This is a genomic window from Streptomyces sp. NPDC056373 (assembly GCF_042262425.1).
In the GTDB taxonomy this organism is placed as follows: Bacteria; Actinomycetota; Actinomycetes; order Streptomycetales; family Streptomycetaceae; genus Streptomyces.
In genome coordinates, this window is sequence record NZ_JBHJPX010000007.1 from 429,381 (window position 1) to 453,400 (window position 24,020).

Genomic DNA, 24,020 nt, shown 5'->3' on the forward strand with positions numbered 1-24,020 from the left:
TTCCCCGGGGCGGCGGTGGGTGCGCCCCCGCTGGTCCCCCCCCACCCCCGCCCCTCCGTCCGGGCCGGGGCCGGCCCCCGGCCCCCCCCCCGCACCGATCGTCACTTCTCCAGGGGAATCCGCCCGACTCCGCCGAACTCGATCCACTCGTGCGTGAGCTGACGGGGCGCCACCTCGGTGTCGGGGCGCCAGGTCGACACCTCCACGAGCCCCGGTTCGAGAATCTCCAGGCCTTCGAAGTACGTCTGCACGTCCTTCGGTTCCCGCACGCGGCCCCAGTTGCCCTGCGTCGCCTGGTCCATGAAGTTCGTGACGAAGGCGCGGACCTCCGGATCCTCGCTGACCAGCTGGCACATCAGCATGAAGCTGCCGGGCGCGAGCCGCTCCCGAACGCGGCGCGCCACCGCGAGCGGTCCGTCGGTGTCGCTGTCCGGGATGCAGTGGAACACCGAGTTGAAAAGCACGCACACCGGCTCGTCGAAGTCGATGAGCCGCTTGGTGTCGGCGTGGCCGAAGATCAGGTCGGTGTCGCGCATGTCCGCGTGGATGACGGCCGTGCGCTCGTCCTGCTCCAGCAGCGCACGGCCGTGGACCAGCACCATGGGGTCGTTGTCGACGTAGACCACGTGGGTCGTGGGATCGATGCGCTGGGCGACCTGGTGGACGTTGTCCTGCGTCGGCAGGCCTGACCCGTGGTCCAGGTACTGGCGGATGCCGTAGTCCTCGGAGAGGGTCTTCACGACCCGCTGGAGGAAGCGCCGGTTGTTCAGGGCGAGGCGGCGCGTGCTGGGCACGACCTTGTCGAGTTCCTCGCACGCCGCGCGGTCCGCCGCGTAGTTGTCCTTGCCGCCCAGGTAGTGGTCGTACATGCGCGCTGCCGTCGGCACGTTCGCGTCGATCTCGGTGGACAACTGCTTCTCGGAGTGCATCGTTCCCCCTGCAAGGTGCCGCGCCAACGGACTGGCTGGACAGGAAGTACATCCTAGGGAGCGGGAGTTGGGCGGGCCACCCCACTCGCCCAGGTGCTCCCCCGATCGAACGACAAGATGATGGGCGCCTCTCCGTCGGCGTGTGCCCTATGTGTCCATCTGCGCAATTCGTGTCACTGGTGCCCGGCCGGGTACTCGAGGACCACGGTGCCGTCGTCCGTGGGAGGTGGGACCGAGAACAGCTCGGCCGACCGGATCACCGACGTCTGGGGCATGCGTACGCCGTACGCGCCCGGCACCGCCTGGCCGTCCCGGACCGACACGCACCTCGCGGCGGGAGTGGGTGAACGGGACGTGGAGCGGTGGGTGCAGGCCGCCTCGCTGCTGCACTCCAACGGCGACGCCATGGACATAGCGGTGCGCGAGGGCCGCATCGTGGGCGTCCGGGGCCGGGCCGCGGACCGGGTGAACCGCGGGCGCCTGGGACCCAAGGACCTCTACGGCTGGCAGGCGGGCGCCTCCCCGGACCGGCTCACCAGACCCCTCGTCCGCGGGGACGGCCGACTGGTGGAGTGCGACTGGGACACGGCCATGGACCGGACCGCGGCCCGCACCCGGCAGCTGCTCGACGACAAGGGCCCGGGCTCCATCGGCTTCCACACCACCGGCCAGCTGTTCCTGGAGGAGTGCTACACCCTGGCCGTCCTCGCCCGCGCCGGTATCGGCACCAACCACCTGGACGGCAACACCCGGCTGTGCACGGCGACGGCCGCCGAGGCGCTGAAGGAGACGTTCGGCTGCGACGGGCAGCCCGGCTCGTACGAGGACATCGACCACGCCGACACCGTCGCCCTGTTCGGGCACAACATGGCCGAGACGCAGACTTCCACACCCGTACGAAGACCGCCCGCGCCCCCGAGCTGAACGCGGCGGCGCCGGACGTCCGGGCGGAGATCTCGCCCGCCGAGGCCTCGAGCCAAGGGCTCGCGGACGGCGACCTGGTGCAGGTCACCACCGCGCGCGGGGCGGTCCGGGCCCGGCTGCGCACCACAGCGATCCGTGACGGCATGGTGTTCCTGCCCTTCCACTACGGCTACTGGGACACCCCGGCGGGCCACCGGCCGCCCGAGGGCGGCCCGGGCCGCGCAGCCAACGAGACCACCGTCACCGACTGGGACCCGGTCTCCAAACAGCCCCTGTTCAAGGCCGGCGCGGCCCGCGTCACGCTCGTGACCCGCCGAGCGAACGGCACCGGAGCACGGACCGAGACGTCGGGGAGCGGCTCATGACCGGCATTGCCATCACCCTGCGACTCCTCCACGACGGCGAACGCGACCTGGAGCAGGACCTGCTGGCAGCCGCCGCTCGGCACCGCACCGACCACGCGTTCCACCATGTCGCCCTGGACGTCGCCCGCTGGTCCCGCGACCACGCAGCCCGGCTGGCCGACGCGGGACGCGACCACGGACTCGACCTGTCCGGCCCGCGCGGCGATCCGTCTCCCGGGGCGCTGGCCGCGCTCCGGGAGAAGACCTCCCAAGCCCTGGGCCGCCGCCCCGAGACCGGGCTGCTCCTGCTGCACGACCTGCGGGACCTGCACCTGGCCGCCACGCGCAACTCGCTCCACTGGCAGATGCTCGCCCGGGTGGCACAGGCCACCCGGGACGAGCCGCTCCTGGCGCCGGCCGGCGACTGCCACCCGCAGACCCTCCGCCAGCTGCGCTGGACCGACACCATGGTCAAGATCCTCGCGCCTCAGCTCCTGGCCGGCGTCTGAGGGGACCCGTCACCGCCGCTGCGAGGCGATCATGGCCCGGTACCAGTGGTAGCTGTCCTTCGGTGTCCGCTGCTGGGTGGCGTAGTCGACGCGCACGATCCCGAAGCGTTTGCCGTAACCGAAAGCCCACTCGAAGTTGTCCAGGAGAGACCACACGTAGTAGCCGCGCACCTCCACACCGGCGTCCATCGCGGCCCGCAGCGCGGTGAGATGGTCGCGCAGGTAGGCGACCCGGTCCGGGTCGTGGACGGCACCGTCCGGAACGGCCTCGTCGTCCTCCGCGGAGCCGTTCTCGGTGATCAGGACGGGCGGCAGGGCTTGGCCGTACCGCTCCTTGAGCCCCACGAGCAGATCGGTGAACGTGTGGGGTGCGACCGCCCAGTCCATGGCGGTGCGCCGCACGCCGGGCATGGGCACCTCCGCGTACCGGTTGTCGGTCGCGACCCGTCGCGCCGGATCGCTCTCCCGGTGGGGGGCGTCGGCCACGACGATCGGCCGGTAGTAGTTGATGCCGAGGAAGTCCAGGGGACGCGAGACGAGTTCGAGGTCGCCGTCCCGCCGGAAGTCCTGAGCGCTGATCAGCTCACCCCACGTCTCCTCCTCGGTCGCGGGGTAACGGCCCGCGAGAAGCGGTTCGGTCCACATCAGGTTGTGCAGGGTGTCCGCACGGGTGACGGCGGCCCGGTCGGCGGGGGAGCCGGTCGCGGGCAGGTGGTGGTCGAGGTTGAGGGTGATACCCACCTCACGCACCCCGGCCGCCCGGAGCGCCCGCACGGCCAGACCGTGCCCGACCAGCAGGTGGTGGGCGGCGGCCAGCGCGCCACGGCCCTCGCGTGCGCCCGGGGCGTGCCGGCCGACGGAGTACCCGAGGAAGGCGCTGCACCAGGGCTCGTTGAGGGTGATCCAGCGCGGCACGCGATCGCCCAGGTGCTCCGCGACGACGGCCGCGTACTCACCGAACCTCTCGGCGGTCTCCCGCACCCGCCAGCCTCCGACGTCCTCCAGGGCCTGTGGAAGATCCCAGTGGTAGAGGGTGGCGGCCGGCTCGATCCCCGCGTCCAGGAGCTCGTCGACCAGCCGCGAGTAGAAGTCCAGCCCCTTGACGTTCAGCGGACCGGAACCGTCCGGCACGATCCGCGGCCAGGCGATCGAGAAACGGTACGAGCCCACGCCCAGCTCACGCAGCAGGGCCACGTCCTGCGGGTACCGGTGGTAATGATCACAGGCGACATCACCGGTGTCCCCGTTCGCCACCAGCCCAGGGGTGTGGCTGTAGGTGTCCCAGATGGACGGCCCGCGTCCGTCCTCCTGCACGGCCCCCTCGATCTGGTACGAGGCGGTCGCTGCTCCGAACACGAAGCCGGGCGGAAAACTCGGAAAGTCGGTCATGCCTTCCACCATGCCCCGGTCCCCGGACAGCCGTAATGAGAACCGCTAATCTGGACATACGATAATTTATCGAAAGTCTGAAGGCGTTGTCCGCAACCGCTATTCTCACGGCCCCGGCCGCCTTCCCAGGAGAAGCCCATGGGCGACTACTACGACCTCGGCACGTACCGCCGTCCCGTCACCACGTCCTCTCCCGATGCCCAACTCTGGTTCGACCGCGGCCTGATGTGGACCTACGCTTTCCACCACGAGGAAGCCGTCGCCTGCTTCGAAAAGGCCGCCGAGGCCGACCCGGACTGCGCCATGGCTTATTGGGGTATCGCCTACGCGCTCGGCCCGAACTACAACAAGCCCTGGGAATTCTTCGACGGCGAAGAACTGACGCGAACCGTCGAGCGCACGCACACCGCCGTGGAAAAGGCCCATCAGAAGGCCGCCCGCGCCACCCCGGTCGAGCAGGCCCTCATCCGTGCGCTGCGGGCGCGCTATCCGCAGTCGCAGGCCGTCGAGGACTGCTCCGTGTGGAACGAGCCCTACGCGGACGCCATGCGCGTCGTCTACGACCTGGCGCCCTCCGACCCGGACATCGCCACCCTGCACGCCGACGCGGCGATGAACCTCACCCCCTGGCAGCTGTGGGACCTCAGGACCGGCCGGCCGGCCGAGGGCGCACGGACCACCGAGGCCAGGGCCGTGCTGGAAGCCGCCCTCGACACCGAGGCCGGCTTCCGGCATCCCGGCATCCTCCACCTGTACATCCACCTGATGGAGATGTCCCCGGCACCCGAGCGGGCCCTCACCGTCGCCGACCGCCTGCGCGGTCTCGTGCCCGACGCCGGGCACCTGCTCCACATGCCCTCACACCTGGACGTCCTGTGCGGTGACTACCGCCAGGTCGTCGCCGCCAACAGCGACGCGATCGCAGCCGACGAGAAGTACCACCGGCAGGCCGGCGCGATGAACTTCTACACCCTCTACCGGGCGCACAACCACCACTTCAAGATCTACGGCGCGATGTTCCTCGGCCAGGCGCAGGTCGCCCTCGACACCGCCGCACAGCTCGAAGCCGCCATCCCCGACGACCTGCTCCGAGTCCAGAGCCCGCCGATGGCCGACTGGCTGGAGGCGTTCGTGGCCATGCGCGTTCATGTCCTGATCCGCTTCGGCCGCTGGGCCGAGATCCTGGAACTGCCCGCCCCCGCCGACCCGGAGCTCTACGCGACGACCGTCGCCATGCGGCACTACGCCCGGGGTGTCGCCCTCTCCGCCACCGGCGAGGTCGACCGGGCCGAGTCCGAACGCGAACTTTTCCGCGAGGCGGTCGGCCGGGTGCCCGAGACCCGGATGCTGTTCAACAACACCTGCCACGACATCCTCGCCATCGCCTCCGCCATGCTGGACGGCGAACTCGCATACCGCCGGGGCGAGTACGACGTCGCCTTCGCGGCCCTGGAGCGCTCCGTCCGGCTGGACGACAACCTGCCCTACGACGAGCCCTGGGGATGGATGCAGCCCACCCGCCACGCCTACGGCGCCCTGCTGCTGGAGCAGGGTCGCGTGGCGGAGGCGGAGGCCGTCTACCGCGCCGACCTCGGCCTCGACGACACGCTGCCCCGCCCTCTCCAGCACCCGGGCAACGTCTGGGCCCTGCACGGCTTCCACGAATGCCTGCTGCGCAGCGGGAAGACCGGCGAGGCGGCCCTGGTCGCCCACCAGCTCAAGATGGTGAGTGCACTGGCCGACGTACCGGTCCGGTCGTCCTGCTTCTGCCGTCTGGAGGTCGCGGAGCACGCCGACGGGTGCTGCCACTGATCTCCGCGGTCAGGGACGCTTCAGGCGTGCGAGTTCCAGCGCCCGGGTCATGGCGGGCCGGTCCCGCTGCCGCCGGTCCGGGTCGCTGGTCAGGGACATCAGTAGCTCCGTGGTCAGCCGATAGCCCTCGGCGTGGGCCAGCAGCGCCTCGGCGTCGTGGGCCGACGTGGCGCCGTGATCCTCGTCGGCGATCGTGCGCAGCACATCGGCCCGGTCGGTGAAGCGGCTCATGCCGCAGTCGAGCCCGTCGTCGTCCAGGGTGCCGGGGTACGGGGCTCGTGCCCACGTGCCGTTCTCGTGCCAGTAGACACAGCCCAGCTCATATCCGCTCAACAGGTCCCTCAGCCGCTCGTGGGGGAGCCAGCCGGGTCCGCCCGCGAGCATGTCGACCGGCGGCCGGTGCCACTTGACGCCGCTCGACTCGTCCTCTCCGTACAGCACGTACCGCCCCTCACCCCGAGGCGCGAGGGTCCACCACGTGCTTCCGCAGTCGTCCAGACGCAGCCCTTCGTCGTCCACCCAGGTCCCGGTGCGGTGCAGACCCCGCCGCTCGCTCTCCGTGGTGGCCCGGAGTACGGCGATCAGCGCCCAGCGCGCCCACAGCACCTCGGCCGTCGGCAGGTCCCACGGCAGTCCCGGTCGGTTGATGGTCATGCCCCGTCCTCCGGGCTCGTCACCTTGATCATGATCAGGGCAAGGCTCTCACGGGCCCGACGACCGCACGGCACGTTTGAGCTGCCGCTTCTCCGGTCACTCGGTGCGGTGACCGCGTAGTCGGACACGACTTGGAGTGAGCGAACCGTGGCTGGAGAGCAGAAGGGCAAGGCCAAGGCCGAGCAGGCCAAGGGCAAGGCCAAGGAGACGATCGGCCGTGCGGTGGGCAACGAGCGCCTGACGGCCGAGGGCAAGGCGGAGCAGTCGAAGGGTGACGCCCGGCAGGCCAAGGAGAAGACCAAGGACGTCTTCAAGCACTGAGTCACAAGCACTGAGGTCACATCGCGATGCCGCGTCCCTGTAGCGGGACGCGGCATCGCACATGCCGGTCGGCAGTCGAAGGCCCGGCTCCCGTGCACCGACGTCACGAGCGGCGATGCTCATCTCATGCGTGCACGGCAGCGTGCCGGTTTCCAACTCGCCCCACCTCTTGACGTGTTGATTGCCGTCCTAAAACATTCGGGAAGCTCGATCGACTCTGCGCGGTTCTGTTCGCTCCCGAAGGGAATCCATGTCCAGCAGACATCGCCTCGCCCGAACGGCACTGGCGATCACCGTCCCCCTGGCACTCGGCGTGGGCCTCGTCGCCGCGCCTCATGCCACCGCTGCCGCCGCGGATCCGCCGGCGAGCGCGGTCACGGTACGGATCGACCCGTCCTACCGGCAGCAGGAGTTCGAAGGGTGGGGCACGAGCCTCGTCTGGTTCGCCAACATCACCGGCCGCTACCCGGAACCCATCCGGCACAAGCTCGCCGACATGCTGTTCGGCGAGGACGGACTTCGCCTCAACATCGCGCGCTACAACATCGGCGGCGGCAACGCCCCCGACGTCCGCAAGGACTACATGAAGACCGGCGCGACGATGGACGGCTTCTGGAAGGCTCCCGAGGGCACCACCCGGGAGGACACCGACTGGTGGAACCCTGAGGACCCCGGGCACTGGGACTGGTCCGCCGACGCGGGCCAGCGCTGGTGGGTGGACCGCGTCAAGAGCAAGGTGACCCGCTGGGAGGCGTTCAGCAACTCGCCGCCCTGGTTCCAGACCGTGAGCGGCTACGTCTCGGGCGGCTTCGACGCGGGCACCGACCAGATACGGGCGGACCGCGTCGACGACTTCGCCACCTACCTGGTCAAGGTGACCGACCAGCTGGAGAAGAAGCACCGCATCTCGTTCGACACCATCGCCCCGCTCAACGAGCCCAACACCACCTACTGGGGCACCCAGATCGGCGCCGACGGACAGCCCACCGGCGGACGCCAGGAAGGCGCGCACGCCGGTCCGGAACTCCAGCAGAAGGTCGTCCTGGCCCTGCGACGCGCCCTGGGCAAGGCGAGGACGCACGCCACGATCTCCGCGATGGACGAGACCAACCCCACCACCTTCGTCCGCAACTGGAACGCCTACGACAGCGCGGCCCGGGCCGCCGTCGACCAGCTCAACGTGCACACCTACGGCACCGGCATGCGCACCAGCGCCCGCGACAGCGCAAAGGCCGCCGGCAAGCCGTTCTGGATGAGCGAGGTCGAGGGCACCTGGGGGACCGGCACCGACTTCACCGGCATGGAACCCGGGCTCGGCATCGCCACCCGGATCGTCGAGGACATCCGTGAACTGGAGCCCTCCGCCTGGGTGTTGTGGCAGCCGGTCGAGGACTCCATCCCCCAGGCGCAGGCAGGCAAGAACTGGGGCAGCATCCACATCCCGTTCAACTGCACCTCCGAGGACACCTTGGAGACCTGCCCGATCAAGGCCAACACGAAGTTCCACACCCTGCGCAACTTCACCCATCACATCCGCCCCGGCGACCACTTCGTCAAGGTCGACGACCCCTCCAGCGTCGCCGCCGTACGCAAGTCCGGCCGCGGGGCGACGGTGGTGCACGTCAACAACGGCACCGCCCCCCGTGCGGTGACCCTGGACCTGACGAAGTTCCGGCGGGTCGCTCGTGATGCCACCGTGACGCCCGTGGTGACCAGCCACGACGGCGCTCTCGTCCGCGGCGCACCCGTGAAGGTCGAGGACGGCTCCGCCACCGTGACGGTTCCCGCCAAGTCGGTCACCACCCTCGTCGTCGAGGGCGTGTCCGGCACCGCGAAGGACGCCGCGCTGGTCAAGGCCGGTCACGTCTACCGCCTCCAGGGCACCCAGAGCGGCAGGTCCCTGACACCGTCCGCCGAGGGCGACGGCGTCGTCGTGCGCACGGCCGACCCGGCCGCCGCGTCGCAACTCTGGTCCGTCGAGCGGCTGACGCGCGGCAACGGCAACCGTGACCGCTACGCCCTCGTCAACGCCGCCGACGGCAGGCACCTGGCCGTCCGTGACGACGAGGCCGTACTCGAAGACAGGGACACACCGGCCGGACGCTGGATCATGTCCACCACCGGCGACGGCAGTTGGACCTTCGTGAACGCCGCGACGGGCCGTCTCCTCGACGTCGCCGGACAGTCGACGGCTGACGGCGCCCGGGTCTCGGCCCACCTCCCGACCTCCAACGCCAACCAGCGCTGGGGCGTCACCGACGAGACGGTGCTCGGCACGGAGCCGGCCAAGGCCTTCACGGTCCCCGGGCGCGCCCCGGAACTGCCCGGGACCGTGAAGCCCGTGTTCCCGGACGGCGCCCGGGGTGCGCTCCCCGTCGAGTGGACGCTGCCCTCCGACTCACGCTGGAGCAAACCCGGGACGGTACGCGTCAAGGGCCGGGCCACCGATGCCCTCGGCCACACGGTCCGGGCCGAGGCGGTCGTCACCGTGGACACCATCGCCGCCACCCTGCCGGCCCGGGCCAAGACCTACAGCGGCGGCCGGCCCGACCTGCCCGCCACGGTCATCGGCGTGGGACGGCACGGCGGGACGGCCGACCTCCCGGTCACCTGGGACCCGGCCGCCGACGGCGCGTTCGACGACCCCGGCGTGGTGACCCTGCGCGGCACCGCCCGGATACCCGGCGGCGAAACGGCCGCGGCGACCGTGCGCGTCCAGACCACGGCGCCGAAGGAGACCAACGCCGCCCGCGACGAGGGCGTGACGGTCGGCGCCACCTACACCGAGAGCGGCTACTCCGCCGAGGGCCTGCGCAACGGCACCACGTCCGAGAAGGCCTGGTCGAACTGGAGGTCCGGCACGAAGAACCCGTCCGACACCATCACCTTCACCCTGCCTGAGGCGCACGATCTGACCCGCGTCGTGACCCACTTCCACCGTGACGGCGCCGACGCCGGCTTCGCGGAGTCCCTGAAGGTGCAGGTGCGGGGTTCGGACGGCACCTGGTCCGACGGGAGCGACCAGGTCGCCGTCGGCGCGGAAGGAACGCCCGTGGTGGATGTTCCGGTGCGGGCGACCGGCCCGTCGACGGGCGTACGGGTCGTGATGACGGCCCGGCCGGGCGGCTACATCACCCTCGGCGAGATCGAGGTCCGTGCGAAGGTGCCGGGCGTTTCCGCGGACGCGGCTGCCGCCTCGGTCGAACTGGACGGTGTGCCCCTGGCCGGCTTCGACCCGGACGGGACCAGCTACCGGGTGGCCGTCGAGCGCCCGGACCGGGCCCGGGTCACCGCAACCCCGCGTGACCCGTACGCGAAGGTGACGGTCCGGACGGACGCCGCCGGGGGCAGGACGGCCCGCATCGTCTCCGTGACCGGCGAGGACGGCTCACGGACGCGGGAGTACAGGATCGAGCTGACCCGCCGCTGACGGCCGGCGAGGCCCTCGGAGGACATACGAAAGCGCGGGGCCCGCACGCCCCGCGCTTTCGTCGTCCGGGACCGGACCGGATCAGACCGACGGAGCCGGGTACGTCGGGTACTCCACGCCGGACACGTGCTGCACGACGCGGATGACCTGGCACGAGTAGCCGAACTCGTTGTCGTACCACAGGTAGAGGATCGCGTTGTCGCCGTCGACCTTGGTGGCGCCGGCATCGACGATCGAGGCGTGGCGCGAGCCGATGAAGTCGCTGGAGACCGCGTCGGGAGCCGTGGTGAAGTCGATCTGACGCTTGAGCGGCGAGGTCAGGGAGACGTCGCGGAGGTGGTCGAGGACCTCTTCGCGGGTGGTCTCACGCCCGAGGCGCAGGCTGAGGATCGCGATCGACACGTCCGGGACCGGGACGCGGATCGAGCTGCCGGTGATCGGCGCCTTGAGGTCGGGAAGCGCCTTGGCGACGGCGGAGGCGGCACCGGTCTCGGTGATGACCATGTTGAGCGGCGCGGACCGGCCGCGGCGGTCGGCCTTGTGGTAGTTGTCCAGCAGGTTCTGGTCGTTGGTGAACGAGTGAACCGTCTCGACGTGGCCGCGCAGGACCCCGAACTCGTCGTCCATCGCCTTCAGCGGCGGCACGATCGCGTTCGTGGTGCAGGACGCGCAGGACAGGATCTGCTCGTCCGGCTTGATCGTGTCGTGATTGACGCCGTGCACGATGTTGGGGACGTCGCCCTTGCCGGGAGCGGTCAGCACGACCTTGTCGATGCCCGGGCGCAGGTGCTCGGACAGGCCCTCGCGGTCGCGCCACTTACCGGTGTTGTCGATGAGGATGGCGTCCTTGATGCCGTACGCCGTGTAGTCGACCTCGGACGGGTCGTTCGCGTAGATCACCTTGATCGCGTTGCCGTTGGCGACGATCGTGCTGCTCGCCTCGTCGACGGTGATCGTGCCCTGGAACTGGCCGTGGATCGAGTCGCGGCGCAGCAGCGAGGCGCGCTTGACGATGTCCTGCTCGCCGCCCCCGCGCACCACGATGGCCCGCAGCCGCAGACCGTTGCCCGAGCCTGACTTCTCGATGAGCAGCCGGGCCACGAGCCGGCCGATACGGCCGAAGCCGTACAGAACGACGTCCCGGCCTTCACGGCGCTCGATCTTGCCGGCGCCCGTGGCACCGGCGACGGCCTCGGCGGTGAACTCCGCGATCGACAGGCCCCGGTCGTCGGCCTGGTAGGCCTCGGCGAGCAGGCCGATGTCGATCTGGGAGGGGCCGAGGTCGAGCGTGGTGAGGGTCTGCAGGAACGGCATGGTGTCGGTGACCGACAGCTCCACGCCGGCGATCTGCCGGGCGAACCGGTGGGTCTTGAGAATGCTCACCACCGACTTGTTCACCAGGGAGCGGCTGTGCAGCAGGACCGTCACGTCCTGCTCACGGTGCAGCTTCCCGATGATCGGGATCATCGACTCCGCGATCTCCTCGCGGATCTTCCAGTTGGTGAACGAGTCGTCGTTGACAGTCACGAGTCCATCTTTCGAGCTAGGCGGCGCTCATATGTTAAACCGTGCGCTTTCCGGGTCGGCAACGGGGTGCCTCGGCCGCGTTCGGCGGGCGTCCCGCGCGCCACGAAGGCCAGCGCCTGAGACGATCGAAAACGGCTCATCAGAGGCTCTTCCGCGCGAACGACGCCAGCGGGGGTGCCCCTGGACCGCGAAAGGGGTGGCCATGGACTACGACTCGGTGGCCGACGAGCTGTACGCGCTGCGCCCGGAGGAGTTCACCGCCGCCCGCGCCTCCGCCATGGCCACTGCCCGCACCGCCGGCGACCGGGAACTCGCCGAGCGGATCCGCGCGTTGCGCAGGCCCAGCCTCGCCGCCTGGGTCAGTAATCTCCTGGTCCGCAGCAGCCCCGGAGAGGTCGAGCCCCTGCTGCGTCTGGGGGAGGGGCTGCGCCAGGCCCACCAGGACCTGGACGGCGCACAGCTGCGCGAGCTGAGCCGCCGGCAGCACGCGCTCATCCGGGCCCTGTCGCTGCAGGCGCGACAGCTCGCGAAGGAAGCCGGGCACCCGATCGGCGAGAGTGTGCAGCGTGAGGTCGAGAACACCCTGCACGCCGTGCTGGCCGACCCCGAGGCCGCCCGGGCCTGGGCCGGCGGTCGCCTGACCAGGCCGCTGAGCGCGGCCGTCGGCTTCCCCGTCGTCGCCGAGGGGGCCCCGCCGCGGCGCCCCGCATCCGCGCCCGCCCGCCCGGGCAGGAAAGGGAGCGAGCAGCAGCGGCGCCGGCTGGACCGGGCCCGCGAGGACGCCGAAGCCGCCGAGCGCGAGCTGCGGGAGCTGCGGGTCGAGGCGGAGACGGCGGGCCGGGCGGCGGCGGAGGCGAAACGGCAGGTCGACAGCGCGCAGCAGCGTGTGGAGGAACTCGCCGGGGAACTGGAACGCGCCCGGAGCGACCACCAGCAGGCGCGCTTCGCCGAACGGGGCGCCCGGGAGCGGGCGCGCACCGCCGACCGCCGGGCCCGCGAGGCGGGCCGCAAGGCCGCGGCAGCCGCCGCCCACCTCGAACGCCTCACCTCCTCGGACGTCTGACCGTCCGGCTGTGACCTCGCCAGGAGTGTGACCGTCCGACGCCTGACCTCAAGGCAGGTCCCGACCGTCCGACGTGCGACCTTGCCCGGCGCCTGACTCGCCGGAGGCGTGCCCCGTGAGGCGGCGCGGCGGTGCGCGACACCGGATGCCCGCGAGGGGTCCATCATGTGGCTGTGACTGAGCTCACATGCCCCAAGTGGGCCGTCCCGCAAGCCCTCACACTCCCGACACCAAAATTGAACCGTTCGTTTTCTTGAATCAATCGTGTTTGTGTGGCTAGGTTGATCCCATGACCGCAACCGGGAACCCGACCACCGCCGAGGAGCTGCGAGGTGCAGGCCTCAGGGTGACGGCCGCGCGTGTCGCACTGCTCGAGGCCGTGCGGGACGGTGACCACCTCGGCGCCGAGGCGATCGCCTCCGAGGTGCGCGGCCGTGTGGGCCACATCTCCGTCCAGGCCGTCTACGAGGGGCTGCACGCCCTCACCGCGGCAGGCCTCATACGTCGCCTCGACCCACCCGGCAGCCCGGCGCTCTACGAGGGGCGGGTCGGCGACAACCACCACCACCTCGTGTGCCGCTCGTGCGGAGCCGTCGCCGACGTCGACTGCGCGGTCGGCCACGCCCCCTGCCTGACCGCGTCGGACGACCGTGGCTTCGCCGTCGACGAGGCCGAGGTCATCTACTGGGGCCTGTGCCCCGCCTGCTCCACCGCCAGCAGTACCTGAGTACGTGATCCCCCGAGCGTTCCCGAGTACCTGATCCACCCGAGCGTTCCGAGCTTGTGATCCACCCGAGCACCGTGATCCACCCCGTCCGGAAGGATTTCCATGACTGAGAACCACGACGCGATCGTCACCGACTCGAAGTCGGAGGAGGCGGGAGGCGGCTGCCCCGTGGCGCACGGCCGCGCCCTGCACCCGACCCAGGGCGGTGGCAACCGCCAGTGGTGGCCCGAGCGGCTCAACCTGAAGATCCTCGCCAAGAACCCCGAGGTCGCCAACCCCTTCGGTGAGGACTTCGACTACGCCGAGGCCTTCAAGAACCTCGACCTCGACGCCGTCAAGCAGGACATCGCCGAGGTGCTGACCAGCTCGCAGGACTGGTGGCCCGCCGACTTCGGCAACTACGGCCCGCTGATGATCCGTATGGCCTGGCACAGCGCCGGTACGTACCGCATCAGCGACGGCCGTGGCGGCGCCGGCGCCGGCCAGCAGCGCTTCGCCCCGCTCAACAGCTGGCCGGACAACGGCAACCTCGACAAGGCCCGCCGTCTGCTGTGGCCGGTCAAGAAGAAGTACGGCCAGTCCATCTCCTGGGCCGACCTGCTGATCCTCACCGGCAACGTGGCCCTGGAGCAGATGGGCTTCGAGACCTTCGGCTTCGCCGGTGGCCGCGCCGACGTCTGGGAGGCCGAGGAGGACGTCTACTGGGGCCCCGAGACCACCTGGCTCGACGACAAGCGCTACACCGGCGACCGCGAGCTGGAGAACCCGCTCGGCGCCGTCCAGATGGGCCTCATCTACGTCAACCCCGAGGGCCCGAACGGCAACCCGGACCCGCTCGCCGCGGCCCGCGACATCCGTGAGACGTTCCGCCGCATGGCGATGAACGACGAGGAGACCGTCGCCCTGATCGCGGGCGGCCACACCTTCGGCAAGACCCACGGTGCCGGCCCGGCCGACAACGTGGGCGCCGACCCCGAGGCCGCCTCCATGGAGGAGCAGGGCCTGGGCTGGCGCAGCACCTACGGCACCGGCAAGGGCGGTGACGCCATCACCTCCGGCCTGGAGGTCACCTGGACCACCACGCCGACCCAGTGGAGCAACGGCTTCTTCAAGAACCTCTTCGAGTTCGAGTACGAGCTCGAGCAGAGCCCGGCCGGCGCCAACCAGTGGGTGGCCAAGGACGCCCCGGAGATCGTCCCGGACGCGCACGACTCCTCCAAGAAGCACCGTCCGAAGATGCTCACCACGGACCTGTCGCTGCGCTTCGACCCGATCTACGAGCCCATCTCCCGCCGGTTCTACGAGAACCCGCAGGAGTTCGCGGACGCCTTCGCCCGTGCCTGGTTCAAGCTGACCCACCGTGACATGGGCCCGAAGTCCCTGTACCTCGGCCCGGAGGTCCCGCAGGAGACCCTCATCTGGCAGGACCCGCTGCCCGAGGCCGAGGGCGAGACCATCGACGCCGCCGACGTCGAGACCCTCAAGACCAAGCTCCTCGAGTCGGGCCTGTCCGTCTCGCAGCTGGTCTCCACCGCGTGGGCCTCGGCCTCCACCTTCCGCGGCAGCGACAAGCGCGGCGGCGCCAACGGCGCCCGCATCCGCCTGGAGCCGCAGCGCGGCTGGGAGGTCAACGAGCCCGACGAGCTGGCGCAGGTCCTCCGCGTCCTGGAAGGCATCCAGCAGGACTTCAACGCCGGCGCCGGCGCCAAGAAGGTCTCCCTGGCCGACCTGATCGTCCTCGGCGGCACCGCCGCGGTCGAGAAGGCCGCCAAGGAAGCCGGCTACCAGGTGCAGGTGCCCTTCACCGCGGGCCGTGTGGACGCGACGGAGGAGCACACCGACGCCGAGTCCTTCGAGGCGCTCGAGCCCACCGCCGACGGGTTCCGCAACTACCACGGCAAGGGCAACCGCCTCCCGGCCGAGTTCCTGCTGCTCGACCGCGCCAACCTGCTCACGCTGAGCGCCCCCGAGACGACCGTCCTGGTCGGTGGCCTGCGGGTGCTGGGCGCCAACTACCAGCAGTCCCAGCTCGGCGCCTTCACCAAGACGCCCGGCTCGCTGACGAACGACTTCTTCGTCAACCTGCTCGACCTGGGCATCTCCTGGAAGTCCACGTCCGAGGACCAGACCACGTTCGAGGGCCGCGACGCCGCCACGGGCGAGGTCAAGTGGGCCGGCTCCCGCGCCGACCTGGTCTTCGGCTCGAACTCCGAGCTGCGCGCGCTGGCCGAGGTCTACGCCAGCGACGACGCGAAGGAGAAGTTCGTCAACGACTTCGTCGCGGCCTGGGTCAAGGTCATGAACCTGGACCGGTTCGACCTGGTCTGATCACCCCCGCATGACAGGACGCCCGGGCCACAGGCCCGGGCGTCCTGCCGGTTGCCTGAGGGACCGTCAAAAGGTGACCAAGGTAAGAACATCACTTACCCAACTCTCACCATGAAACGGCAAGGACGGCGGCCGTCCGCGCATTCGGGCATACGTTCTGGCCCGTGAACTCACACGCCACCTCCCACAGAGGCACCGGCCCTGAACCGCACCCCTTCGCCGGTTCACGGCCCTCCGCCGGCGGCACCGTCCGCCGGACCCTTCTGCGCACCGCCCTGACCGGGGCAGCGGCCCTCGGTGCGGGTCTCGGTGCCGCCCGCCCGGCCACCGCCGCGCCCGCCGGCTCCGGACCCGCGGAGCCCCGCCCCGGCACCCCGGACGAGGCCCTGAGGGAACTGGCCGCGGGCAACCGCCGCTGGCGCGCCTTCCGGGAACGCCACCCGCACGAGACCCCGGCCGTCCGGCGGACGTTGGCCACCGCACAGCACCCCTTCGCGGTCGTACTCGGCTGCATCGACTCACGGGTGCCGCCGGAGCTGGTCTTCGATCAGGGCCTGGGCGACCTGATGACCGTGCGCACCGCCGGCGAGGTCCTCGACGAGGCCGTGCTCGGCAGCGTCGCCTACGGCGTCCTGGAACTCGGCATACCGCTGGTCGTCGTCCTCGGCCACCAGTCGTGCGGCGCGGTGCGTGCCGCGGTGTCTGCGGAACAGTCGGGAGAGCGACTGCCCGCCCACATGCAGTACCTCGTCGACCAGATAAGCCCCGCCATAGACCACGGCCAGGAAGGGGACGCCCGGATCGACGCGACCGTGAGCGCCAACGTCAGGCTCGTGCGCTCCCGGCTGGCCGCGGAACCCGAGCTCGCCGCCGAGATCGGCACCGGCAGGCTGGCGATCGTCGGCGCCCGCTACGAACTCACGACCCAGGCGGTCCACCGCCTCGCCTGAGGGACAGCCGGCCCGGTCCGCCGCACACGACGGCGGACCGGGCCGTTTCCGTCACGCGCGGAGCGGATTGAACCGAGCCGCGGCCATCAGGTACCAGGCTGTCGCCCCGGTGTGCCGGTAGGGGTAGTAACCGAAGCCGAAGCCCGTGTCCAGCGGGCTGCTGGCGGACACGACCCCGCAGCGCTCGGGCAGGGCCTTCCCCCCGACGGTCTGGCCGTCGCCCAGGAGTTCCTGAGCCCGCTCGATCGAGGCGAGCAGACGCCGGGCACGGGCCCCGTCACCACGGGCTGCGCGATCGTGCAGGGCAAGCGCCAGATGGGCCGTCCCCTCGAACCACACCCCGTTGCGGTCGGGCCGCGGCTGACCGTCGGCGATCGGGGCGTCCTCGTTCGCCAGGAGACTCGCCGAACTGAAGGTGACCCCCGTGTACGACTGCCCATCGGGCACCGTGCTGTTGGTGCGCCCGGAGTGGTCCAGGACGGACAGCCCGGCCACGGCCCAGTCCAGCGAACGGGAGTGGCGGCGGGAGTCCAGTGCGAGGTGCGTCCAGGTCTGCGTGTCCTCCGGAATCGGGGACTTGTTGACCGTCACACCGTCGTTCGTGCCGGTGTAGAAGAAGCCCCCGGACGGTTCCCACATCCGGCGCACGAACGCCTCGGCCCGCCCGCGACGCTCCAGCCACACCCGGTCGCCGGTCAGCCGGGCGAGGCGGCCGAACAGGCAGACCAGGTCCGTGTTGTGCTCGGTCGAAGTGAACGGCAGCTTCTGATTGGCCCCGTCCACCCCGAACTTGTAACCGCCGAGGGGCTCGTCGGTCCGGCCGGTCCGCTCGATCCACTCGCCGATCCGCACGGCACCGTCGAGGAAGCGGCGCGCCCGGGTGCGGCGGGCCAGGGCGCCGAGTGCGATGCCCGCCCAGGCCATGTCGCCCACGGCCGTTCCCGTGAAACCGAACTGCGTCCCGACGTTGGCGGTGCCGTCGGGCCGTACGAAGCCGTCGGGCTGGAGTGAACCGTCGTAGAAGGTGTAGGGCCCGACGTTGTAGGCCTGCCGGAGCCTGCCGTCGTCGTGGGACGGGTCGTGACGCTGGGCGTGGAGCAGGGCGTCGCCCAGCGCCTCGGCCCTGGCGAGCCCGGCCGGTGTCCGGGCCGCGAGGTGGGCCAGGAGCGCGAGGGCGTTGTCGTAGGTGAACGCGGTGCTGAAGAGTCCGGCCTGGTCGGTGTAGCTCTGTGTCAGGCGGAGGTCGCCGTGGTCGGGGTAGGCGTCCATGGCGGCGGCGAGAAAGGCGTGCCCCCGGGCCGGGGACGATGCGGGGCCGGACCCGGTGGAACCGACCGCGAAGGCCTGCCCCGAGGCGGCGGTGAGCCCTGCGGCGCCGATGCCGAGTCCGGCACCGATGAGCGAACGCCGGCTGAGCGCCGGGCCTTGTCTGCCAGTCATGGATCTCCCTTGAGAGCGCTCTCAACCGATGGGCGCTCATTGTGCTGGCGCTCCGGGGCGGGGTCAACGCTTCGTTCGGAAGGAGGAGTTGCGCAGAAGGGCGACCGGGGAGCGGATCATTCGCAGACGATCTCGTCACGCGGCGTGTAGTGCGTGCGGTACGGCTCCCGCTTCACTTCCCGGCCGTCGACGTAGAAGACCCGCTCGACGGTGACGTCGAAACCTTCGAGCGGTGTCTGCGGCACGCACTCCTTGTCGTGACTCACCTTCTTCTCCGGCTGCTTCACCTCGGTGCGCGGACCCGTGACGGACTTGATCTCGTCGTACTTGCGGGTGCCGAGGAAGGAGACGGTGACGGAGGTGTCGGTGGACTCGGCCTGGATGTAGACGTCCTTGCCGGAGTCGTTGGTGAAGCGCAGATCCAGGCTGCCCCAGGCGACCGTCGCCTCGCGGCCCTCCGGGTAGCGCTCGATGTAGAACGAGTGCGCTCCGTGCTCCACGGGCTTGACCCCGGCGAAGAACAGCGCGTTGTACAGGGTCGTCGCCACGGACGAGACCCCGCCGCCGGCGGCCTTGGTGAACTTGTTGTCGAGGATGATGATGCCGTCCATGAAGCCGTTGGCCTTGGTGCGCTCACCGACGGTCCGGTTGAAGCTCCAGGTCTCGTCCGGCCGGACCACGGAGCCGTTGATGAGCTGCACGGCCCGGCCTATGTTCTTCGTGCGGTACTCGGCCGGTTCGAAGTGGACGGTGAAGGAGGACATCGTCTCCGTCAGCCCCAGCCGCGCGGCGTTCTCTCGCGTCACCTCCGGCTGGGTCCGGCGTACCTCCACCTCGCCGCTGCGGTCGGCGCCCGATCTGGTGAGCAGGGGCAGTACGGACTTGCCCAGCGCCTCGTCGCCGACCGACCGGCCCACCGTGGCGTCCTGGACCACCACCGCCCTGTCGCCCTCGGCACGCAGCTTCGCGTTCTCGGCGGCCGTGGTGATGGTGTCCAGCGGGCCGGCCACAGCGGGCTCGGCGCGCAGTCCCTTCGCGTCGAGTTCCGGTCCGAGCCTGCCGCTGCCGTCCGGCCGCATGGTCAGATGCCCGCCCAGCGTGTCCGGGCCGACGGTGAACCGCTTACCGGCCGCGGTGAGCGTGACGGGGCCTGACATGGCCGGTTCCGCGAAGGTGCGCACCGCCCGCCGTACCTCGTCGGCCGTGACCTTCGGCCGGGTCTCGCGGGTGGGCAGGGGCGTGGCCGTACCGGTGCCGCCCCGCAGGAACGCGTCGCGCAGCGGCTCGACCGCGGCGTTCACGTCCAGCGCGTACCCCGTCCGCGGTGCGACGGTCTTCACGCGGCCGTCGTAGAAGCCCACCGCACCGTCCCTGACCTTCTGGTCGAGCCCTTTCGCCAGCTGTCCGAGGGCCGTTCGGGCCTTGCCCTCGTCGAGGTGCACGACCGGTTCGATGTCCCCGCCCGAGCGGAAGAACCCACCGAACACGCTGAACGGATCGGCGCCGGTGCGCGCTGCCCGGTCGACGGTTTCCCGGACGTCGTAGGACAGGCCCGCACGCTCCGGTACGACCTTGCCGGTGCGGTCACCGACCTTCACGGGCAGCTCCCGGGTACCCGCCGGACCCAGTTCCCGTTCCAGCTTCACCACCGCCTCCGCGCGGCTCAGCCCGCCGATGTCCACCCCGCGCACGGTCGTGCCGGAGTCGATGTGGCCGCCCGTGAGGACCAGCCCGGCGAGATACAGACCGCCGACCCCCACGGCCAGCGCGCCGCCGGCCAGGGCGACGGGCGGGAGGGAGGTGACACGTGGGACGAAGACGGTACGGGGGCGCATGGGTCTCCTGAAGATCGATACGAGGGTGCACCCGAGGACGCGACGATGCGCGGGCAAACACATCAAGCTATCCACACATCAGGGGCAAACCGATATGGCCCAGACCACTTATGTTCGTGATCGTTCCGGAATCGGCGAATCCGGCCCTCCCGCCAGGCCCGGCCACAGAGTGGTAACGACGGACAACGAACGGGGCGCTGTCACTGTCTAGGCCACCATGAAGATCTCTTTCCTGATCCACAACGCCTACGGAATCGGAGGCACGATCACCACCACGTTCAACCTGGCAGGAGCGCTGGCGGAGCGGCACGAGGTGGAGATCGTCTCCGCTTTACGTCACCGGGAACGCCCCCAACTCGTCCTGGACCCACGGGTGCGGCTGCGGGCGCTCGTGGACCTGCGCAAGGAGGCGGACGACCCGCTGCACCAGAGACCGGCGAAGGTGTTCCCGGCCTCCGAGTACCGCCACCACCAGTACAGCGAGTTGACCGACCGGCGCATCGGCGAGTGTCTCGAAGGGCTCGACGCCGATGCCGTCATCGGCACCCGCCCGGGCCTCAACGTGCACATCGCCCGCCAGGCCCCGCAACACGTCCTGCGGGTCGGCCAGGAGCACCTCACCCTGGACAACCACTCGCCGCGGCTGCGCACCGCCCTGCGCCGCGCCTATCGCCGGCTCGACGTGATCACCACGGTCACGGAAGCGGACGCGGCCGCCTACCGGCGCAAGATGTGGCTGCCCGGTGTCCACGTGGAGGCCCTCCCCAACAGCGTCCCCGACCCCGGCCTGCCGCCCGCGGACAGTACGGCCAAGGTCGTGATCGCCGCGGGTCGTCTGGTGCCGGTCAAGCGCTACGACCTCCTCGTCGAGGCGTTCGCCAAGGTCGCCGCGGCACACCCGGACTGGCAGCTGCGCATCTACGGCACGGGCGTGGAGCAGGCCAACCTGCGCCGGCTCGTCGAGCGGCTCGGCTTGTGGAACAACGTGTTCCTGATGGGGGCAGCCACCCCCATGGAGGCCGAGTGGGCCAAGGGGTCGATCGGCGCGGCCGCGTCCGACTTCGAGCCGTTCGGCATGACCATCGTCGAGGCCATGCGCTGCGGGCTGCCCGTCGTCAGCACGGACTGCCCCTACGGCCCCGGCGAGATCATCGACGACGGAACCGACGGCCGGCTCGTACCGGTCGGGGACCGTGACGCGCTCGCCGCGGCCCTGCTGGAACTCGTCGGCGACGACGAGCGGCGTCGCCGCATGAGCCGAGCAGCCCTGGACAACGCGCGCCGCTTCGCCCCCGGCCCCGTCGTCGCGCAGGCCGAGCGCCTGCTGGAGACCGCTGCCGCGGCCAGACGCACCGGCCGCCCGGCCACCCCGCAGGACCACCCCACCCAAAGCCCCCTGGCCGGCCGGGGCCACGCGGCCCGCGACGCCGCCCGTGCCGCTGCCACCGGCGTACTGCGCTCGATACGGAAGGGACGCCGATGAGCACCCAGCAGGACAAGCCGACCCGCACCCACGAGGGCACGCCGCCGAGCGCGCCGCACGGAGGAGCGATGCCGGCCCGCACCCACGAGGGCGCACCGACGAGCACACCGATCGAGGAAGCGCCGGGGAGCGCGATGCCGAGCCCGCAGCACGACACCCACCCGCGTGCCCACTGCGTGATGGACACCGACGGCCGGATCACCTTCCGGCTGCCGCCGACCTCCGCCGCGCACCCCCGGCTGCTCCTGCGGCTGCGGCCAAAGAAGGGCCTGCCCGAGACGACCGTCCACGTCCTCGACCTGGAGACCGGCGGGGCCGACGGCCACCGGTACGCCGTACTGGAACAGCGCCCGGTGCTGGACGAGGGCCGTTGGGACGTGTACCTGCTGCCGGAAACCGGTGCCGAGCGCCTACGGCTGCGTCCCGGCCTGCGGGACCTGCGCACCCTCGTCGACGGCCACCTGCGCGACCGCCCCTCGCCCATCGCGGTCCGGATCCCGTACGTCACGAAGGACGGCTTCCTCGCCCTCAGGGCATGGCGGCGCACCGCCCACGCGGAGGCCCGCGGCATCGACCTCACGGACCGTGCCATGACGGTCACGGCCCGCCTGCACGGTGCCGAGCTCCACGAGGACGCCACCGTGCGGCTGCGCCTGCGGGGCACCGACACCGTACGCACCCTCGTCCCCCGGCTCGACGGCGACGGCAGGGGCTTCTCCTTCACCGCCGGCCCCGGGGAGCTGACGGGCGACGGCGGGGGAGCGGCGCGGATCTGGGACGCCTTCGTCCTTCCCACCGCCGAGGCACGGCCCGTCCGGGTCGGCCGGCTGCTCGACGACGTGGCGGACCGCAAGCACGTGTTCGTCTACCCGCCGATCGAGGCGGACGGCCGCACGCTTCGCCCTTACTACACCGTCGACAACGACCTCGCCATAGAGGCGACGTAAGACCGATTCCCCGAAATGCCCGAAATGAAAATTCCTGGAGTTTCGGATGGTCGTTTCGGTGATGCCTCGCGACAGCCGTGTGTGGATTTTGTGCGAAGCGGCGGCAAAAAGGGGCAGGGGCTCGTTCTCAACAGCCGCAAGACGGAAGGGGACTTGCGGCTATAAGCAAACTCAAGTACCTAGATGAATCATGAACCTGTTCAACCGCGTTGTGCCGTCCCGCCGGCAGGCACCGCTTCCCCCACAGCGCCCCACCGGCGCACCGGCATCCTCCACTGCCGTGCTGCCGGACCCTCACCTGGCGAATCTGTCCGGTGAATGGGTCGTCGACCCCGCGCACAGCAGGATCGGCTTCTCCGTCCGGCATGCCATGGTGACCACCGTGCGCGGTTGTTTCCTGGAGTACGAAAGTCGCCTCTACTTCGACGCGCACGACCCCGCACGGTCACGGGCCGACATCACTCTGTTCACCTCCAGTGTCGACACCGGTGTGGAACAGCGGGACGCGCATCTCGTCGGCCGTGACTTCCTCGACGCCGCGACCTATCCGCGTATGCGCTTCACCAGCACAGCGGTGGCGCAGACCGGTGCCGACCTGTTCAGCATGTCCGGCGAGCTGACCATCAAAGGCGTCTCCCGCCCGGTGGTACTCGACATGACGTACATCGGAAATGTCACCGACCCCTTCGGCTACGACCGGGTCGGCTTCGACGGCACGACCACCATCAACCGCTCGGACTGGGGCCTGACCTACAACAGCAGGCTGGCCGAGGGCGGTGCGATGGTGAGCGAGAAGGTGCGCCTGCAGCTCGACATCGCCGCCATCCGCACGCCACCGTCGGGCGGCTGACCACCCCAGGGCGCCTCAGGACTCGGCGTCGGCCCCGGCCACGACCCGGAACGTGGCCGGGCCGAGCGTGAGCACCCCGTCGCTCAGCGGTGTGCACCGCACACCGCCACGGCCGCGCAGGGCGCGCTGCGCGCCCGGACCGATGGTCACGTCCATCCAGGCGCAGGGCCGCGCGGGACGCTTCACGGCGAAGATCACCGGCCCGGTGCCGCAGTCGAGTGAGATCGTGGCACCGACGCAGGAGTCGATGTCGACGCCGCTGAGCAGGATGTTCCGCCGGGTGTGCCGCAGATCGGTCTCGGCCGGGAGGCCCTCGGACGCCATGATGGTCACCGCCGCGTTCCGGTGGGCGGGCCGGGCGTGGTAGCGGTCGCCGACCAGCCCCAGCCCACGGCGCACCTCCACCCGCGTGACGCGCTCGTCGGACGGGCCGGGGGAGGGGCCGTCCGACGGCCGCCCGGCCAGCCGGTGCGCGGGCGAGACCAGCAGTTGCAGCACCTCGACCTGGGTCATGACGCCCAGACTGGTGTCGCGGCCCGGCGGGCAACGTTGCCCGCC

General features: G+C 70.7%; 19 protein-coding genes and 1 pseudogene. 13 read left to right on the plus strand and 7 right to left on the minus strand.

Annotated features, from left to right (window positions below; all coding sequences use genetic code 11):
* Window positions 1-101: 101 nt before the first annotated feature.
* Window positions 102-929 carry an SAM-dependent methyltransferase gene (locus ACFCXS_RS17635; protein ID WP_376644229.1) on the minus strand — a complete coding sequence of 276 codons (828 nt, stop codon included), beginning with the start codon at window positions 927-929 and terminating at the stop codon, window positions 102-104.
* 273 nt (window positions 930-1,202) lie between these two features.
* On the opposite strand from ACFCXS_RS17635, the pseudogene ACFCXS_RS17640 reads away from it, so the two are divergent.
* The 3 genes and pseudogenes from ACFCXS_RS17640 to ACFCXS_RS17650 all read left to right on the plus strand — a co-directional run.
* Window positions 1,203-1,811: pseudogene (locus tag ACFCXS_RS17640) on the plus strand (molybdopterin-dependent oxidoreductase); the annotation flags it as partial.
* 38 nt (window positions 1,812-1,849) lie between these two features.
* Window positions 1,850-2,218, plus strand: coding sequence for a molybdopterin dinucleotide binding domain-containing protein (locus ACFCXS_RS17645; protein ID WP_376644258.1), 369 nt, complete (start codon window positions 1,850-1,852; stop codon window positions 2,216-2,218).
* Window positions 2,215-2,706 carry a hypothetical protein gene (locus ACFCXS_RS17650; protein WP_376644230.1) on the plus strand — a complete coding sequence of 164 codons (492 nt, stop codon included), beginning with the start codon at window positions 2,215-2,217 and terminating at the stop codon, window positions 2,704-2,706. The genes ACFCXS_RS17645 and ACFCXS_RS17650 overlap by 4 nt, the downstream gene beginning before the upstream one ends.
* 9 nt (window positions 2,707-2,715) lie before the next feature.
* Here ACFCXS_RS17650 and ACFCXS_RS17655 read toward each other — a convergent pair whose 3' ends face one another.
* Window positions 2,716-4,095 (minus strand): GH1 family beta-glucosidase, encoded by a 1,380-nt coding sequence (locus tag ACFCXS_RS17655; protein WP_376644231.1) that lies wholly within the window; start codon window positions 4,093-4,095, stop codon window positions 2,716-2,718.
* Between the two features lie 138 nt (window positions 4,096-4,233).
* On the opposite strand from ACFCXS_RS17655, the gene ACFCXS_RS17660 reads away from it, so the two are divergent.
* Window positions 4,234-5,907: a hypothetical protein gene (locus ACFCXS_RS17660; protein WP_376644232.1), complete on the plus strand. Its 1,674-nt coding sequence runs from the start codon at window positions 4,234-4,236 to the stop codon at window positions 5,905-5,907.
* Between the two features lie 9 nt (window positions 5,908-5,916).
* On the opposite strand, the gene ACFCXS_RS17665 is transcribed toward ACFCXS_RS17660, so the two are convergent.
* Entirely contained in the window at window positions 5,917-6,561 is a 645-nt protein-coding gene (locus tag ACFCXS_RS17665; RefSeq protein ID WP_376644233.1) for a hypothetical protein, read from the minus strand.
* 147 nt (window positions 6,562-6,708) lie between these two features.
* Here ACFCXS_RS17665 and ACFCXS_RS17670 point away from each other — a divergent pair, with 147 nt between their 5' ends.
* Together ACFCXS_RS17670 and ACFCXS_RS17675 are read left to right on the plus strand one after the other, a co-directional pair.
* Window positions 6,709-6,882: a CsbD family protein gene (locus ACFCXS_RS17670; protein ID WP_104782404.1), complete on the plus strand. Its 174-nt coding sequence runs from the start codon at window positions 6,709-6,711 to the stop codon at window positions 6,880-6,882.
* A gap of 250 nt (window positions 6,883-7,132) precedes the next feature.
* Window positions 7,133-10,312: a glycoside hydrolase gene (locus ACFCXS_RS17675; RefSeq protein ID WP_376644234.1), complete on the plus strand. Its 3,180-nt coding sequence runs from the start codon at window positions 7,133-7,135 to the stop codon at window positions 10,310-10,312.
* Window positions 10,313-10,393: 81 nt separating this feature from the next.
* Here ACFCXS_RS17675 and ACFCXS_RS17680 read toward each other — a convergent pair whose 3' ends face one another.
* Window positions 10,394-11,839, minus strand: a complete 1,446-nt coding sequence (locus ACFCXS_RS17680) for a glyceraldehyde-3-phosphate dehydrogenase (RefSeq protein WP_376644235.1) — start codon at window positions 11,837-11,839, stop codon at window positions 10,394-10,396.
* Window positions 11,840-12,041: 202 nt separating this feature from the next.
* On the opposite strand from ACFCXS_RS17680, the gene ACFCXS_RS17685 reads away from it, so the two are divergent.
* The 4 genes from ACFCXS_RS17685 to ACFCXS_RS17700 all read left to right on the plus strand — a co-directional run bounded on the left by ACFCXS_RS17685 (window position 12,042) and on the right by ACFCXS_RS17700 (window position 16,907).
* Window positions 12,042-12,902 carry a hypothetical protein gene (locus tag ACFCXS_RS17685; protein WP_376644236.1) on the plus strand — a complete coding sequence of 287 codons (861 nt, stop codon included), beginning with the start codon at window positions 12,042-12,044 and terminating at the stop codon, window positions 12,900-12,902.
* 289 nt (window positions 12,903-13,191) lie between these two features.
* Window positions 13,192-13,629, plus strand: a complete 438-nt coding sequence (locus ACFCXS_RS17690; protein WP_376644237.1) for a Fur family transcriptional regulator — start codon at window positions 13,192-13,194, stop codon at window positions 13,627-13,629.
* A 102-nt stretch (window positions 13,630-13,731) separates the two neighbouring features.
* Window positions 13,732-15,957, plus strand: coding sequence for a catalase/peroxidase HPI (gene katG / locus ACFCXS_RS17695; RefSeq protein ID WP_376644238.1), 2,226 nt, complete (start codon window positions 13,732-13,734; stop codon window positions 15,955-15,957).
* Between the two features lie 164 nt (window positions 15,958-16,121).
* A complete protein-coding gene (locus tag ACFCXS_RS17700) occupies window positions 16,122-16,907 on the plus strand; it encodes a carbonic anhydrase (RefSeq protein WP_376644239.1) in 786 nt (261 codons plus the stop codon).
* 51 nt (window positions 16,908-16,958) lie between these two features.
* Here ACFCXS_RS17700 and ACFCXS_RS17705 read toward each other — a convergent pair whose 3' ends face one another.
* Window positions 16,959-18,347 (minus strand): Tat pathway signal sequence domain protein, encoded by a 1,389-nt coding sequence (locus ACFCXS_RS17705; protein WP_376644240.1) that lies wholly within the window; start codon window positions 18,345-18,347, stop codon window positions 16,959-16,961.
* A gap of 116 nt (window positions 18,348-18,463) precedes the next feature.
* Complete coding sequence (locus tag ACFCXS_RS17710) at window positions 18,464-20,182, minus strand: VanW family protein (protein WP_376644241.1); 1,719 nt, start codon at window positions 20,180-20,182, stop codon at window positions 18,464-18,466.
* Between the two features lie 217 nt (window positions 20,183-20,399).
* On the opposite strand from ACFCXS_RS17710, the gene ACFCXS_RS17715 reads away from it, so the two are divergent.
* The 3 genes from ACFCXS_RS17715 (at window position 20,400) to ACFCXS_RS17725 (ending at window position 23,462) form a co-directional block, all read left to right on the plus strand.
* Window positions 20,400-21,665: a glycosyltransferase family 4 protein gene (locus ACFCXS_RS17715; protein WP_376644242.1), complete on the plus strand. Its 1,266-nt coding sequence runs from the start codon at window positions 20,400-20,402 to the stop codon at window positions 21,663-21,665.
* A 134-nt stretch (window positions 21,666-21,799) separates the two neighbouring features.
* Window positions 21,800-22,612, plus strand: coding sequence for a transferase (locus ACFCXS_RS17720; protein WP_376644259.1), 813 nt, complete (start codon window positions 21,800-21,802; stop codon window positions 22,610-22,612).
* Window positions 22,613-22,802: 190 nt separating this feature from the next.
* The gene (locus ACFCXS_RS17725) at window positions 22,803-23,462 is read left to right on the plus strand and encodes a YceI family protein (RefSeq protein ID WP_376644243.1); all 660 of its coding nucleotides are present in this window, start codon (window positions 22,803-22,805) and stop codon (window positions 23,460-23,462) included.
* Window positions 23,463-23,477: 15 nt separating this feature from the next.
* Here ACFCXS_RS17725 and ACFCXS_RS17730 read toward each other — a convergent pair whose 3' ends face one another.
* Entirely contained in the window at window positions 23,478-23,975 is a 498-nt protein-coding gene (locus tag ACFCXS_RS17730; RefSeq protein ID WP_376644260.1) for a molybdenum cofactor biosysynthesis protein, read from the minus strand.
* Window positions 23,976-24,020: the final 45 nt, after the last annotated feature.

Excerpts from the sequence above, each read along its gene's own strand:
- ACFCXS_RS17660 (WP_376644232.1), top strand. The coding sequence starts at position 4,234 with ATGGGCGACTACTACGACCTCGGCACGTACCGCCGTCCCGTCACCACG.
- ACFCXS_RS17710 (WP_376644241.1), bottom strand. The coding sequence starts at position 20,182 with ATGCGCCCCCGTACCGTCTTCGTCCCACGTGTCACCTCCCTCCCGCCC.
- ACFCXS_RS17655 (WP_376644231.1), bottom strand. The coding sequence starts at position 4,095 with ATGACCGACTTTCCGAGTTTTCCGCCCGGCTTCGTGTTCGGAGCAGCG.
- ACFCXS_RS17675 (WP_376644234.1), top strand. The coding sequence starts at position 7,133 with ATGTCCAGCAGACATCGCCTCGCCCGAACGGCACTGGCGATCACCGTC.
- ACFCXS_RS17705 (WP_376644240.1), bottom strand. The coding sequence starts at position 18,347 with ATGACTGGCAGACAAGGCCCGGCGCTCAGCCGGCGTTCGCTCATCGGT.
- ACFCXS_RS17665 (WP_376644233.1), bottom strand. The coding sequence starts at position 6,561 with ATGACCATCAACCGACCGGGACTGCCGTGGGACCTGCCGACGGCCGAG.
- ACFCXS_RS17650 (WP_376644230.1), top strand. The coding sequence starts at position 2,215 with ATGACCGGCATTGCCATCACCCTGCGACTCCTCCACGACGGCGAACGC.
- ACFCXS_RS17685 (WP_376644236.1), top strand. The coding sequence starts at position 12,042 with ATGGACTACGACTCGGTGGCCGACGAGCTGTACGCGCTGCGCCCGGAG.
- ACFCXS_RS17715 (WP_376644242.1), top strand. The coding sequence starts at position 20,400 with ATGAAGATCTCTTTCCTGATCCACAACGCCTACGGAATCGGAGGCACG.
- ACFCXS_RS17690 (WP_376644237.1), top strand. The coding sequence starts at position 13,192 with ATGACCGCAACCGGGAACCCGACCACCGCCGAGGAGCTGCGAGGTGCA.
- katG (WP_376644238.1), top strand. The coding sequence starts at position 13,732 with ATGACTGAGAACCACGACGCGATCGTCACCGACTCGAAGTCGGAGGAG.
- ACFCXS_RS17635 (WP_376644229.1), bottom strand. The coding sequence starts at position 929 with ATGCACTCCGAGAAGCAGTTGTCCACCGAGATCGACGCGAACGTGCCG.
- ACFCXS_RS17730 (WP_376644260.1), bottom strand. The coding sequence starts at position 23,975 with ATGACCCAGGTCGAGGTGCTGCAACTGCTGGTCTCGCCCGCGCACCGG.
- ACFCXS_RS17725 (WP_376644243.1), top strand. The coding sequence starts at position 22,803 with ATGAACCTGTTCAACCGCGTTGTGCCGTCCCGCCGGCAGGCACCGCTT.
- ACFCXS_RS17720 (WP_376644259.1), top strand. The coding sequence starts at position 21,800 with ATGCCGAGCCCGCAGCACGACACCCACCCGCGTGCCCACTGCGTGATG.